Source organism: Caulobacter sp. AP07, from assembly GCF_000281955.1.
Classification (GTDB): Bacteria; Pseudomonadota; Alphaproteobacteria; order Caulobacterales; family Caulobacteraceae; genus Caulobacter.
In genome coordinates this window covers 1-13,379 of record NZ_AKKF01000202.1, presented here as the reverse complement: position 1 = coordinate 13,379, position 13,379 = coordinate 1, and the positions used below count along the sequence as shown (strand labels likewise).

Genomic DNA, 13,379 nt, shown 5'->3' with positions numbered 1-13,379 from the left:
TGTCATCCCGGACAAGGCCCGCAGGGCCGCCGATCCGGGACCGCCGGAAGCGCCGAGTTCACGCGTCGGTCCCGGATCTTCGCGCTGCGCGCTCGTCCGGGATGACAGATCTCTATGTCGTGGAGGACGCTGGGCTGGCGGAGCGGGTTTTCACTCCTCCGGTTCGACCAGCGCCTTGGCCATGCCCAGCATGGCCTTGCGCGCCCTGGGCGTCGCTTGGCCATAGGCTTGCAGAAGTTCGATCGCGCCGGGCGTCGACAGCGCCGTCAGCATCGCCATGTCGTGCTCGGCGACCATGTCCTCGCCCACCAGGCTGCCGACCGTGGTCTGCAGCTTGGCGGCGATGCGCACCAGCATCGAGGCCGAGACCCGATTGGTCCCGCGCTCGTATTTCTGCACCTGCTGGAAGGTCAGGCCCAGAACCTGGGCCAACTCGTCCTGGCTGATCTTGAGGTGGCGGCGCTGGACCCGGATGCGGGTGCCGACGGCGACGTCGATGGGGTCGGGACCGGTGGGCGTGGTCAAAGCCTGGATCCGATACTGAAACAACGATCCTGAACTATCGGCTTGGCCTTCGCCGGCCGCAATGCATTCTTGCACGGTGCGCGGCGCGTGGGGCGTTCGCGGCGAGCCAGCCTCGGACGTCATGGACAGGCCTCCCTCCGTTCCCAACGTTGAACTGCTGACAAAACGCGAGCGCGAGGCCTTGCGGCTGGTCAGCCAGCACCGGCTGTCCAAGGAGATCGGGCCGCTGATGGGGGTCTCCAAGTCGCGGGCCGACGCCCTGGTCGAGAGCGCCTGCCGCAAGCTGGGCGTCAACGGCCGTCGCGCCGCGGCGCGGATGCTGGCGGCGCACGACCAGGATCATGGATCCGGCCATGGGCCCAACTATGGGCCCGGCTATGGGCCCGGCTATGGGATCGAATCCCACAGCGACTCAATGGGACTGTCACGCTTGGCGCCGTCGTCTTCTCCTGCCGTCTCCTACAGCGAGGCGGACACCCGTGAGCAAGCCCAACCTGCCGACGGACGATGGCGTGACCAGCCTGGCGGCCCACCGCATGGCCCTGGTCGTCCAGAAGGCGCGCCAGATCCGGGACGCGTCCGACGCCTTTCTCCGGGACTGGCCGACGCTGGAGGTCCGCCCGCCGATGCCGGCCTTCGCTTGGCCGGAACTGGAGCGGCAACTGCTGAGCCTGGCGCTGGAGGAACTTGGGCCGATCATTCGCGACCTGGTCTCGGCGGTCCGCAAGGAGGCCTCGCCGAAACCGCCGGAGATGGTGCTGCGCGAGATCCTGGTCATCGCGGCCACGGTGCTGGACGAGGACTTCCGTCTGAGCCTGGCGCAGGCCCCGGGGGAGGGCTCGCCGATGCCCTGAACCCCGCGCTCCGGCTGCTGCTGGTCCTGGTCATCGCCCTCGCCTGCGCCTTGCTGGTCGGCGGTCTGCTCAGCGCCCGCCAGGTGGCCCACCTGATCCAGACCCTGCGCTACGGCTGACCGCCCATCGGAAACGGGGCGCCGCCGGGCGCTCCATCCCATTCCATTTCACGCTGCAATCACGCGCCTTCACGGCGCGGGGGGAGAAACTTGCATGGACCGTCGCATCGCCGCCCAGACCCTTGCCACCCAGCTGTTCACCACCGAGGAGGCCGTCGACAACACCCTGGTGCTGATGGGGGAACTGATCTCCGCCATGCCGCGCGCCCGGCTGCAGGCCCGGGTCGCCGCCACCGTCGGCCAGGCGGCCGTCGATCATGTGCTGGAAGCCGCCTCGGCCCTGGCTGACGTACGCCGCTCGCTGGTCGCCGCCCACGGCGCCCTCAATGACGCCAAGGACGAGATCGGCCTGCGCCGCGTGACCATGGTCGGCATGGGCGACAAGTCCAATGTCGACGGACCGCGCGGCCAGGCCAGCCATCTGCACGAGGTCAAGAGCGCCTAGGGCGGGCTTTCTGGCGGGAAAGCGCGCGGGGCCTGTTGTCCCCGCGCGCGTTTTGCAGGAGATGTCGTCCTCAACGACGGGGGCGTCATGTTCGCGATACTGCCGGAAATCCTGCCGACCCAGATCGCGCTGGCGGCGCTGCTCGCCATCTGCGCCCTGGCCCTGCTGCTGGGGCGGCGTCTCGAGCGCCTGGTGGCGTTGGCGACGCTGGCGGCCTGGGGCCTCTCGGCCGCGGTCCATGGCGTCGACAACGACCAGGTGCAGTGGGGCCTGTTCGCCGTCGACCTGACCTACCTGTTCGTCCTGATCGGCCTGGCCGTCTTCGAGCGCAGACTGTGGATCCTGTTCATGACGGCGTTCCAGCTGCTCGTCGTCCTGAACCACGTGGTGTTCATGACCGACATGACGCTGAAGCAATGGGCCTTCTTCTCCGCCTACTACCTGTGGAGCGACGCTCAGCTGGCGGCCCTGGCGGTGGGGGTGGCGCAGGCCTGGTGGGGCAAGCGACGCGCGGGCCGGCCTTAGGCTGGTGCGGGCGGCCGGGGTCGAACCGGCAAGGCCTTGCGGCCGACGGATTTTAAGTCCGTTGCGTCTACCAGTTTCGCCACGCCCGCACAGACCTTGCCCGTATAGGGCGGGGGGGCGGGCTCGCCAAGGGGACGATCGCGGAGCTTGGCCGCTCGACGCACGCCGGGCGCGTGCTAGCGTCGGCATGCTGAATCATCGGTGGGATTGAGGATCGTGACCATGCGGCGTGAATTGACGGCTCTGACGGTCGTGGTGGCGGCTCTGGCCGCGTCTCTCGCTCACGCGGCCGAGGTCGAGGTGGTGCGGGCGGCACGGCTGCTCGACGTGGCCGCCGGCCGCTATGTCGACAATCCGCAGGTGATCGTCACCGACGGCCGGATCACCGCGGTGGGCAAGGCGGGCGATCCGACGCCGGCCGGGGCCAAACTCGTCGAGCTGCCGGGCGCGACCCTGCTGCCGGGCCTGATCGACATGCACGTGCACCTCGACAGCTCGCCGCTGTTCGGCGGCTATGACGGCCTGCAGTACAGCGACGCGTTCTGGACGGTGCTGCAGACCAGGCACGCCGCCGACACCCTGAAGGCCGGCTTCACCACGGTGCGCAACGTCGGCTCGGACCGGTTCAACGACGTGGGCCTGCGCGAGGCGATCGACCAGGGCTTCGTGCCGGGGCCGCGCGTCGTGACGGCCGGCTACGCCATCGGCGCCACCGGCGGCCATTGCGACTTGACCTACTTCCCGCCGTCCATGGCCCAGAAGGGGCCCTATGTGGCCGACGGTCCCGAGGAGGGCCGCAAGCAGGTGCGGGCGGTGCGCAAGTACGGGGCCCAGGTGATCAAGATCTGCGCCACGGGCGGGGTGTTCTCGCGCAACACCGAGCCAGGCCAGCAGCAGCTGTCGCTGGCCGAGATGACCGCCATCGTCGAGGAGGCCCACATGTGGGGCCTGAAGGTCGCGGCCCACGCCCACGGGGCGGCCGGGATCCGCGACGCGGTGCGGGCCGGGGTCGACACCATCGAGCACGCCAGCCTGGTCGACGACGAAGGGATCAGGCTGGCGGTCCAGAAGGGCGCCTATTTCTCGATGGACATCTACAACACCGACTATACCCAGGCCGAGGGCAAGAAGAACGGCGTGCTTGAGGACAACCTGCGCAAGGACCGCGAGATCGGCGACATCCAGCGCGAGAACTTCCGCAAGGCGCTCAAGGCCGGGGTGAAGATGGTCTACGGCACCGACGCCGGCATCTATCCGCACGGCGACAACGCCCGGCAGTTCGCGGTGATGGTGCGCTATGGCGCGACCCCGCTGCAGGCCATCCAGGCGGCGACGATCACTGCGGCCCAAGCCCTGGGTCGGGAGAAGGACGTGGGCCAGGTGGCCGTGGGCCGCTACGGCGACCTGATCGCGGTGGCGGGCGACCCGCTGGCCGACGTGACGACGCTGGAAAAGCCGGTCTTCGTGATGAAGGGCGGCGCGGTGGTGAAGCGGCCCTGACATGTCCGGCCTGCTTCAGAATGACGCGCCGGGATTAACGCCGCCATCGCGCGGAGGTGGTAGGTCGGAAGGGAAGGTTTTCTTCCGGAGACGCAGCCGCCCATGAGCCGGAGCGCAGCCCACCACGCCTTTCGACGGACCATGACCCTGATCGCCGGCGGCAATCCCTTGCCGCTGGTGCTCGAGGCGATCGTCCAGGCGGTCGAGGCCGAGGATCCGCGCATCCTCTGCAGCATCCTGCTGCTGGACGACACCGGCCGGCGTCTGATGCTGGGCGCGGCCCCCAGCCTGCCCGACGACTACAACCAGGCCATCGACGGCGTCGCCATCGGTCCCGTCGTCGGGTCCTGCGGCACGGCGGCGGCCCTCGACCGGCGGGTGATCGTCGAGGACATCCAGACCGACCCGCTGTGGGCCGACTTCAAGCACCTGGCCGCCGTCGCCGGCCTCGCCGCCTGCTGGTCGCAGCCGATCCGCGCGGCCAGCGGCGAGGTGCTGGGCACCTTCGCCATCTATCACCGCACGATCGCCGCCCCGAACGACGACGACATCGGCTTCATCGAGGCGGCCGCCGACCTGGCGGCGATCGCCATCGACCGCCGTCGGGCCGAGGACAGCCTGGCCTGCAGCGAGGCCCGGGCCCGTCAGGCCGCCGAGGCGGCGCGGGAGACGGCGCGCAACCTGACGACCTTCTTCGATGTCTCGCTGGACATGCTGTGCATCCGCGACCTGGAGGGCCGGTTCGTCAAGCTGAGCCGGGCCTGGGAAACCGCCCTGGGCTATCCGATCGAGACGCTGGAGGGCGCGCCCCTGCTGCCCCTGATCCATCCCGACGACGTGGCCGAGACCCGGGTCCACATGACGCGGGCCAGCGGGGCCGGCGAGGTGTTCGGCTTCATCAACCGCTACCGCCATCGCGACGGCCACTACCGCCAGCTGGAATGGCGGGCGCGGCGCTCCGGCGACCTGGTGTTCGCCGTGGCCCGCGACGTCACCGAGCGGCTGCGCGAAGAGGCCGAGATGGAGGCGGCCAAGGTGGCCGCCGAGGCCGCCAACCGCGCCAAGAGCGACTTCCTGGCCAATATGAGCCACGAGATCCGCACGCCGCTGAACGGGGTGATCGGCGTCGTCGCCGCGCTCGGCCAGACCGAGCTGACCGCCACCCAGCGCGAGATGGTCGAGCTGATCCAGAGCTCGGGCGCGACCCTGGAGCGGCTGGTGTCCGACATCCTCGACGTCTCGAAGATCGAGGCCGGTCGCCTGACGATCGAGGCGCGGGCCTTCGACCTCGACGCCGAACTGGGCGGCCTGCTGGACATCACCCGCATGCGGGCCGAGGAGAAGGGGCTGGCGTTCCGCGTCGAACGCGGCGCCGACGCCCGGGGCCCGTTCCGGGGCGACGGCATCCGCATCAGGCAGGTGTTCGGCAACCTGCTGTCCAATGCCCTGAAGTTCACCGCCCAGGGCCAGATCGTCGCGCGGATCGCGGTCGCCGACCCGGCGGAAGCCGGCGAGGCCTCGTGGCTGACGCTGGAGGTCGCCGACACCGGCGTGGGCTTCGATCCCGACTTCGCGGCCGTGCTGTTCCAGCGCTTCAGCCAGGCCGACACGACCATCACCCGGCGGTTCGGCGGCACGGGGCTGGGGCTGTCGATCAGCAAGACCCTGGTCGAGATGATGGGCGGCCGGATCGTCGCCGAATCCGAGCCCGGGCGCGGCAGCCTGTTCCGGGTGACCATCCCGCTGACGCGGACCCCGAGCCTGGCCGGCCTCGACGCGTCCGGCGAGGGGGGCGCCGCGGCGGCTCCGATCGCGCTCGGCGCGTTCCTGGACGGCGGGCGCGGCGCGCTGCGGGTGCTGCTGGCCGAGGACCATCCCATCAACCAGAAGGTCGTGCAGCTGATCCTCGGCCCCTACGGCGCCGAGGTCACGGTGGTGGAGAACGGCGTCCTGGCCGTCGAGGCCTTCATGGCGTCGTCGTTCGACCTGGTGCTGATGGACATGCAGATGCCGGTGATGGACGGTTTGGCCGCCACCCGCGCCATCCGGGTCCACGAGCGCGACCTGGCGGTCGCCGAGCACACCCCGATCGTCATGCTCAGCGCCAACGCCATGGACCACCACCGGCACGACGCCCTGGCCGCCGGGGCCGACCTGCATGTCGCCAAGCCGGTCACCGCCGTCGCCCTGCTGGCGGGCATTGGCCAGGCCCTGGACGCGGAGCGGCGACGGGCGGGGTGAGGGGACCTCAAGGTCCTGTCATCCCGGACAAGCGCGCAGCGCGCCGATCCGGGACCGCCGGAAGCACGGCGCTCAGGCGTCGGTCCCGGGTCTTCGCTTCACTACGCCCGGGATGACAGAGGTGGTTTGGCGGGCCTATCAACCGGTTTGGCTTCACCTTTCGCGCCACAACGCCTAAATCGTGCGGCTCCCGGCCTTGGCGCCGATCCGCTTCAGGCCGCGACCCGTGATCACCTTTCAAGACGTCTCCAAGACCTATGCCGGCGGCGGCCGCGCCGCCCTGACCGGCGTCAGCCTGTCGGTCGCGCCCGGTGAGGTGTTCGGGGTGATCGGCGCCTCGGGCGCGGGCAAGTCGACGCTGATCCGGCTGATCAACGGCTTGGAGAAGCCCTCCGGCGGCCAGGTGATCGTCGATGGCGACGACGTGACGGCCTTGGGCGTCGAGGGCCTGCGGGCTCTGCGTCGCCGGGTCGGGATGATCTTCCAGCACTTCAACCTGCTGTCGTCCAAGACCGTGGCCGGTAACGTGGCCTTTCCGCTGAAGCTGGCCGGCGTTCCCGACGCCGAGGTCAAGGCGCGCACCGCCGAGCTGCTGGCCCGCGTCGGCCTGTCGGAGTTCGCCGCCAAGTATCCGGCCCAGCTGTCGGGCGGCCAGAAGCAGCGGGTGGGGATCGCCCGGGCCCTGGCCACCGGGCCCAAGGTGCTGCTGTGCGACGAGGCGACCAGCGCGCTGGACCCCGAGACCACCGAACAGATCCTGGAGCTGGTCTCCAACCTCAACCGCGAGCTGGGCCTGACCATCGTGCTGATCACCCACGAGATGGACGTCGTCCGCCGGGTCTGCGACCGGGTGGCGGTGCTGGAGGGCGGGGCGGTGGTCGAAAGCGGTCCGGTCGAGGAGGTGTTCCTGCACCCGGCGAGCGCCACGGCCCGCCGGTTCGTGATGGAGGCCGATGGCGTCCCGGCCGACGGGGCCATGGTCGGCGGCCGCGTGGTGCGGCTGACGTTCCGTGGCGAGGCGACCTACAAGCCGATCCTGGGTCTGGTGGCCCGCGAAACCGGCGTCGACTATTCGATCCTGGGCGGCCGCATCCACCGGCTGCGCGAGACTCCCTACGGCCAGCTGACCCTGGCCCTGACCGGCGGCGACGTCGAGGCGGCGATCAAGCGGTTCCAGGCCGACGGCGTCCGGGTCGACCTGGTCACGGAGGCGGGCCGATGAGCGCGTTCGTGGAAAATATCGACTGGGCCGAGATCGGCCAGGCCACCGTCGACACCCTGTCGATGCTGGGCGGCTCGATGGTGCTGACCGTGATCCTGGGCCTGCCGCTGGGGGTGATCCTGTTCCTGACCGGCAAGGGCCAGATGCTGCAAAGCCGCGTGGCCAACGGCGTGTTGTCGCTGGTCATCAACATCCTGCGCTCGGTGCCGTTCGTCATCCTGCTGATCGTGATGATCCCGCTGACCGTCGCCCTGGTCGGCACCTCGCTGGGCGTGGCCGGGGCGATCCCGCCGCTGGTGGTCGGGGCCGCGCCGTTCTTCGCCCGCCTGGTGGAGACGGCCCTGCGCGAGGTGGACAAGGGCGTCATCGAGGCCAGCTTCGCCATGGGCGCCAAGCGCCGGCAGGTGGTGCTGGGCGCGCTGCTGCCCGAGGCCATGCCGGGCCTGATCGCCGCGGCGACCGTCACCGCCATCGCCCTGGTGTCCTACACCGCCATGGCGGGCGTGGTCGGGGCGGGGGGGCTGGGCGACCTGGCCATCCGCTTCGGCTATCAGCGCTTCCAGACCGACGTGATGGTGGTCACCGTGGTGCTGTTGCTGGTGCTGGTCCAGGCGCTGCAGATGGTGGGGGACACGGTGGTGCGGCGGGTTTCGCACCGGTAGAAGACCCCCTCAGTCGCTCCGCGACACCTCCCCCAAAGGGGGAGCATCCGCTCGGCGTGATCCTCCCCCTTTGGGGGAGGTGGCCCAGAGGGCCGGAGGGGGCTCACCGCCTCAACGGATTTAGACTAGAGACGACCCATGACCGACGACACCCCCATCCTCTCCGCCCCGCCGCCCGAACACTGGGACGAGGCCTTCGCCCAGACCCTGATCGGCAAGATCATGCTGGTGAACCTGACCTTCCTCTCGGCCGAGGGCGAACTGGAGGGGCGCGAGGCGTTCTACGGCGTGGTGATCACCGCCGACGCCGACGCGGGCATCCTGCTCGACCTGCTGGGTCCGCAGGACGGCGACACCACCACCCTGCCGCCCCAGACCTCGAACATCGCCGCCGCCGCGCCGGGGCTGTATCCGCTGACCGGCGGCGAGACGGTGGAGAACCCGGACTTCCTGTCGAGCTGGACGATCGCCGGACCGGAAGAACCGGCGAACGACGAGGAATAACCCTCTCCCGCTGGGAGAGGGTCTCATGACTTCAAGCCTGGTCGAACGGAAACGGCAGCCGCCCGGCCTTGAAGATGATCAGCGGGTTCTCGTCATAGTCGCCCAGCTCGACGTCGGCCGAGGCGGCGAAGGCCACGACGCCTTCGCGCAGGGGCGCCAGGCGCTCGGCCTTGCGGCGGGCCTCCTCGGCGTCCTTGCAGCCGACCTGCTGTTCGGCCTTCAGGCCCTTGCCGCGGCCGGCCTTGTAGGCTTGGACGATGTAGACGGTTTCTCTGGCCATCCCTCTCCAGGCGCCCTGTTTGGCGGCGAGGTCAAGGCGGCGGTGGGAACGATCCCCACAATGAGCCAGACGATGATCCAAGACTCTGGGCTCCGGATCAGGAAAACTGATTTCGCCAACCGCCGGGAACCGGGCAATACCCTACCCGATTAATCGCCTTAACGGAGCCGTTCATGGTCGCCCGCCGCGCCGCCCTCATCAGCCTCGCCGTCCTCGCCCTGGCCGCCTGCTCCAAGACGCCCGCGCCGAGCGCCGGCGACACCCTGACGGTGGCCGCCACGGCCGTGCCCCACGCCGAGGTGCTGGAGTTCATCAAGCCCAAGCTGGCGGCCGAGGGCCTGAAGATCGAGATCAAGGTCTTCAACGACTACGTCCAGCCCAACATCCAGGTGGCCGAGAAGCGCCTGGACGTGAACTACTTCCAGACCCTGCCCTATCTGGAGACCTTCAACGCCGACAAGGGCACCACCCTGATCCCGATCGTTGGCGTGCATATCGAGCCGCTGGGGGCCTATTCGCGCAAGTTCAAGGCGATCGGCGACCTGCCGGCCGGCGCGGTCGTGGCCATCCCCAACGAGGGCAGCAACGAGGGCCGGGCCCTGCTGCTGCTGGCCCGCAACGGGGTGATCACCCTGGGCGACCCGAACAAGGCGCTGTCGACCCTGAAGGACATCACCGCCAATCCGAAGAACCTGAAGTTCAAGGAGCTGGAAGGCGCGACCCTGCCGCGCGTGCTCGACCAGGTCGACCTGGCGGTGATCAACACCAACTACGCCCTCGACGCCAAGCTGGACCCGGCCAAGGACGCCCTGCTGATCGAGGACAAGAACAGCCCCTATGTGAACTATCTGGTCGGTCGTCCGGACAACAAGGACGACCCGCGCGTCCAGAAGCTGGCCAAGGCCCTGACCTCGCCGGAGGTCAAGGCGTTCATGGAACAGAAGTACGCCGGCGCGGTGGTGCCGGCGTTCTAGGGGCGGAACGAGGACACGGATGGGGGCAAGGACGGGGACACACACTCGCCTGCACGGTTTGTGGCCCATTCGCGGAGCGATAGGGGGCGAGTGTGTGTCCCCAACTCATCCCCGCCCTAGCGTCCGCTGAAATTTCACCGTACATATCAGGCTCACCCCTCGAACGGAGCCACCTCTTGCGACAGCTCATGGCCCCAGACGACGCCCTGGCCACCGGCGGGCGCGACCGGATGCTGGTGCTGGACGTCTGCTCGTCCTCGGGGCTGGAGGACTGGTCGCCCGACCTGCAGAAGGCCAAGGTCTATGAGCGCATCCTGCTCGACCTGATCCTGGGCCGGTTGGCGCCCGGCGCGCGGCTGGACGAGCAGTCGCTGGCGGCGCGCTACGACGCCGGCCTGGCCGGGGTGCGCGACGCCCTGGGACGGCTGGCGCTGGAGGGGCTGGTGATCCGCCGGGCCCGTTCGGGCACCACTGTGGCGCCGCTCGACCTGGTGGAACTGCGCCAGGGCTACGAGGCCCGGGCCCTGATCGAACCCCATTGCGCCGGCCTGGCCGCCAAGCACGCCAGCAAGGCCGAGGCCGACGGCATCCGCGCCGCCTTCGACGGCGGGGAGGACGCCGCCCGGACGCGCGACCTGCCGGCCCTGGTGGCCATGGACCAGCGCTTCCACGCCGCCGTGGCCCGGGCCGGCGGCAACCTGGCCCTGGCCCGCATCCTCATCCCCCTGCAGCACAAGGCCGCCCGCTACTGGGTGTTCTCGTTCGGCGCGGCCACCGAGGCCGAGCTGATCGCCGACGTCGAACAGCACCGCGAAGTGGCCAACGTCATCGCTCGCGGCGACGTCGAAGGCGCCCGGCTGGCGATGATGCGGGTGCTCAACATCATGCCCGAAGCCACCCGGCCGATGGTCGAGGCGTAGGGCGGGGTTGAACGATTGGGGACATGCGCATGCGCATGTCCCCGTCAGCACCCATCACCTTCCCCTTGCTCCGCTAATAGCGCCATCAGAAAATTCCTTCTGAAATGTCAGATAACGTTTTGACGAACCTTGCGTAAATCGCCATTGGCTAGCTTCGCCGCCGTTTCCGGCGTTCTGGAGCCTTCGCGATGACGATCCGCGCCCGCCTTTTCGCGACCGCCGTGGCGGTCTGCGTCCTGTCCGCCGGCGCCGCCTTCGCTCAGGACACCGCCCCCACGGACAGCGTCGACGCGGTCCTGGTCCTGGCGCGCGACAAGGCCGGCCTGCTGGAGAAGCAGCCCAGCACCACGGTGTTCGGCCTGGAGAAGTCGCTGCTGGAAACGCCGCGCTCGGCCAGCTTCGTCAGCGACACCACCCTGCAGCGGTTCGGCATCGAGACCATCGACGGCCTGACCGCCGTCTCGCCCGGGACCTACACCGCCAGCTTCTACGGCGTGCCAGGCGCGCTCAACATCCGCGGCACCCTGGCCGAGAACTATTTCCGCGGCTTCAAGCGGGTCGAGAACCGCGGCACCTATTCCACCCCGATCGGCGGCGCGGCCCAGATCGAGATCGTGCGCGGCCCGCCGACCCCGATCTACGGCGCGGGCAAGGTCGGCGGCATGCTGAACTTCATCCCCAAGTCGGCGCGCGACGAGGGCCGGTTCCTGACCGACCCCAAGGGCGAGCTGACCGCCACCTTCGGGGCCTATGACAAGAAGAACCTGACCGCCCAGGTCGCCCTGCCGGTCAAGCTGGGGAAGGCCGACGGCGGGGTCTACGTCTATGGCGAGATCGATGATTCCAAGAGCTTCTATCGGGGCCTCCACCCCAAGCGGCAGCTGGCCGAGGTGTCGGCGGACTTCGACCTGAACAACGGCTGGAGCACGGCGTTCGGCGGCATGGTCTACCACTCGACCGGCGACGTGCAGACGCCCGGCTGGAACCGCCTGACCCAGGACCTGATCGATCATGGGACCTACATCACCGGCCGCGACGCCACCCTGATCGACACCGATGGCAACGGCCGGCTGACCCCCGGCGAGGTGGGTTTCTACCCGTTCGGCAGCGCCCTCTACATCCCGTACTACGGTTTCCCCGCCACCGACCCCAACCACACGCTGGACACCGGGGTCGGCACGACCAAGCTCGACCCGCGCACGGTCTATATCAGCGCCGCCGACTTCTCGAAGACCCGGACCAACACCCTCTATTTCGACCTGGCCAAGCGCTTCGACAACGACAGCGTCCTGAAGCTGCAGCTGTTCTACGACGACCAGGAGAACAAGCGCTTCGTCTCCTACGGCTACCCCGCCTGGTTCGACAGTTCGGTGTGGGAGGCGCGGGCGTCCTACGCCTTCGGTCGCGATTTCGGCGTCGTGACCACCAAGTCGATCGTCGGGGCCAGCTACCGGAAGTTCAAAGGGCGTCGGCGCGAGAGCTTCAACAGCGGCATGATCGCCCTAGACCGCCGCGACATCGCCCATGGCGCAACGGCGACCGACCTCATCGACAGCCCGTTCAACACCGAGCCGGCCGGCGTCCAGGGGCTGGAATGGGAGAACGACAACCGGGGAACCTGGAGCCAGACGGGCCTGTTCTTCACCAGCGACGTCAAGCTGGGCCAGCGCCTGACCCTGACCCTGGGCGGCCGCTACGACTGGTACGACGTGGCGGCCAACGACACCGGCGCCCTGCCTTTCACCGTGTCCGGCCGCCAGACCGACGACCGGGGCAAGGGGACCTGGTCCGCCAGCCTGACCTACCAGACCCCGATCGGCCTGATGCCCTATGTCAGCTACGCCAAGGCCTCGGCCCTCGAGGTCAGCCAGGCGGGCGAGCTGGCGCCGGGCCTAATCGCCGACGGCTCGTGGCTGTCGGGCAGCGACCTGGCCGAGGCGGGGGTGAAGTTCCAGCTGCTGCACGGGACCCTGGTCGGCTCGCTGGCCGGCTATCGCCAGAACCGCACCCAGCTGTCGGGCCTGACCTCGATCGTGCAGAGCACGCGCGCCAAGGGCGTCGAGCTGGAGGTCCGCTGGCTGGCCTCCGAGCATTTCAGCTTCACGGCCGCCGGCAACACCCAGCACACCACGGTCAAGGGGCCGGACGCCTCGTTCCAGTACATCCCGGCCTATACGGCGGGCGTGCCGGGCGCGCAGGGCTATGGCGGCAGCTACGTGGTCTGGACGTTCAACAGCCTGCCGGGAAGGGCAGGGGATTACGACTACACCCTGATCCCCAAGTCGGTGGTCAGCCTGTACGGCGCCTATACCAGCGACCAGCACGACTGGGGCTCGGTCGGGGCGACCCTGGGCGTCACCCACGTGACCAAGACCGCCGGCACCGTGCAGAACGCCGTGACCTATCCGGCCTATGCCGTGGTCAACGCCTCGGCCTATTTCGCCCACGGTCCGTACACGGCGGAACTGAATGTCGATAACCTGTTCGACAAGCTCTATTTCACCCCCGACGCCGACACCTACGCCAACCTGGGCGCCTTGCCCGGCCGGGGCCGCGAGTGGCGGGTGACCTTGAAGCGGACCTTCTAGGCGCCCGGAAACCCTCTCCC

General features: G+C 69.2%; 13 protein-coding genes, 1 tRNA gene and 1 pseudogene. 12 read left to right on the top strand and 3 right to left on the bottom strand.

The features are described from left to right. Window positions 1-150 precede the first annotated feature (150 nt). On the bottom strand, window positions 151-525 hold the full coding sequence (locus PMI01_RS17800; RefSeq protein ID WP_035036983.1) for a helix-turn-helix domain-containing protein: 375 nt from the start codon (window positions 523-525) through the stop codon (window positions 151-153). 61 nt (window positions 526-586) lie between these two features. On the opposite strand from PMI01_RS17800, the pseudogene PMI01_RS28225 reads away from it, so the two are divergent. The 4 genes and pseudogenes from PMI01_RS28225 to PMI01_RS17785 form a co-directional block, all read left to right on the top strand. Next, a pseudogene (locus PMI01_RS28225) lies at window positions 587-832 on the top strand (LuxR C-terminal-related transcriptional regulator); the annotation flags it as partial. A gap of 172 nt (window positions 833-1,004) precedes the next feature. Further along, complete coding sequence (locus PMI01_RS17795) at window positions 1,005-1,379, top strand: hypothetical protein (protein WP_007671982.1); 375 nt, start codon at window positions 1,005-1,007, stop codon at window positions 1,377-1,379. Between the two features lie 213 nt (window positions 1,380-1,592). Then, the gene (locus PMI01_RS17790; RefSeq protein WP_007671980.1) at window positions 1,593-1,943 is read left to right on the top strand and encodes a hypothetical protein; all 351 of its coding nucleotides are present in this window, start codon (window positions 1,593-1,595) and stop codon (window positions 1,941-1,943) included. An 87-nt stretch (window positions 1,944-2,030) separates the two neighbouring features. Then, complete coding sequence (locus PMI01_RS17785) at window positions 2,031-2,468, top strand: hypothetical protein (RefSeq protein ID WP_007671978.1); 438 nt, start codon at window positions 2,031-2,033, stop codon at window positions 2,466-2,468. Window positions 2,469-2,470: 2 nt separating this feature from the next. Here the strand turns inward: PMI01_RS17785 and PMI01_RS17780 are convergent. Beyond that, window positions 2,471-2,557 (bottom strand) — tRNA-Leu (locus PMI01_RS17780). Between the two features lie 133 nt (window positions 2,558-2,690). Between PMI01_RS17780 and PMI01_RS17775 the strand changes: the two genes are divergently transcribed. From PMI01_RS17775 to PMI01_RS17755, 5 genes are all read left to right on the top strand, one after another. Then, complete coding sequence (locus tag PMI01_RS17775; RefSeq protein WP_007671977.1) at window positions 2,691-3,968, top strand: Xaa-Pro dipeptidase; 1,278 nt, start codon at window positions 2,691-2,693, stop codon at window positions 3,966-3,968. Window positions 3,969-4,070: 102 nt separating this feature from the next. After that, window positions 4,071-6,209 (top strand): ATP-binding protein, encoded by a 2,139-nt coding sequence (locus PMI01_RS17770; protein ID WP_007671975.1) that lies wholly within the window; start codon window positions 4,071-4,073, stop codon window positions 6,207-6,209. 226 nt (window positions 6,210-6,435) lie between these two features. Then, complete coding sequence (locus PMI01_RS17765; RefSeq protein WP_007671973.1) at window positions 6,436-7,431, top strand: methionine ABC transporter ATP-binding protein; 996 nt, start codon at window positions 6,436-6,438, stop codon at window positions 7,429-7,431. Then, complete coding sequence (locus PMI01_RS17760) at window positions 7,428-8,093, top strand: methionine ABC transporter permease (protein ID WP_007671971.1); 666 nt, start codon at window positions 7,428-7,430, stop codon at window positions 8,091-8,093. The genes PMI01_RS17765 and PMI01_RS17760 overlap by 4 nt, the downstream gene beginning before the upstream one ends. A 138-nt stretch (window positions 8,094-8,231) precedes the next feature. Beyond that, on the top strand, window positions 8,232-8,597 hold the full coding sequence (locus tag PMI01_RS17755; protein ID WP_007671969.1) for a hypothetical protein: 366 nt from the start codon (window positions 8,232-8,234) through the stop codon (window positions 8,595-8,597). A gap of 31 nt (window positions 8,598-8,628) precedes the next feature. On the opposite strand, the gene PMI01_RS17750 is transcribed toward PMI01_RS17755, so the two are convergent. After that, window positions 8,629-8,877: a hypothetical protein gene (locus PMI01_RS17750; RefSeq protein ID WP_007671967.1), complete on the bottom strand. Its 249-nt coding sequence runs from the start codon at window positions 8,875-8,877 to the stop codon at window positions 8,629-8,631. A gap of 173 nt (window positions 8,878-9,050) precedes the next feature. Between PMI01_RS17750 and PMI01_RS17745 the strand changes: the two genes are divergently transcribed. The 3 genes from PMI01_RS17745 to PMI01_RS17735 all read left to right on the top strand — a co-directional run bounded on the left by PMI01_RS17745 (window position 9,051) and on the right by PMI01_RS17735 (window position 13,359). Further along, a complete protein-coding gene (locus PMI01_RS17745; RefSeq protein ID WP_007671966.1) occupies window positions 9,051-9,851 on the top strand; it encodes a MetQ/NlpA family ABC transporter substrate-binding protein in 801 nt (266 codons plus the stop codon). 188 nt (window positions 9,852-10,039) lie between these two features. Continuing rightward, a complete protein-coding gene (locus tag PMI01_RS17740) occupies window positions 10,040-10,771 on the top strand; it encodes a GntR family transcriptional regulator (RefSeq protein ID WP_035036977.1) in 732 nt (243 codons plus the stop codon). 188 nt (window positions 10,772-10,959) lie between these two features. After that, window positions 10,960-13,359 (top strand): TonB-dependent siderophore receptor, encoded by a 2,400-nt coding sequence (locus tag PMI01_RS17735; RefSeq protein ID WP_007671957.1) that lies wholly within the window; start codon window positions 10,960-10,962, stop codon window positions 13,357-13,359. The last annotated feature ends 20 nt before the right edge of the window (window positions 13,360-13,379 follow it).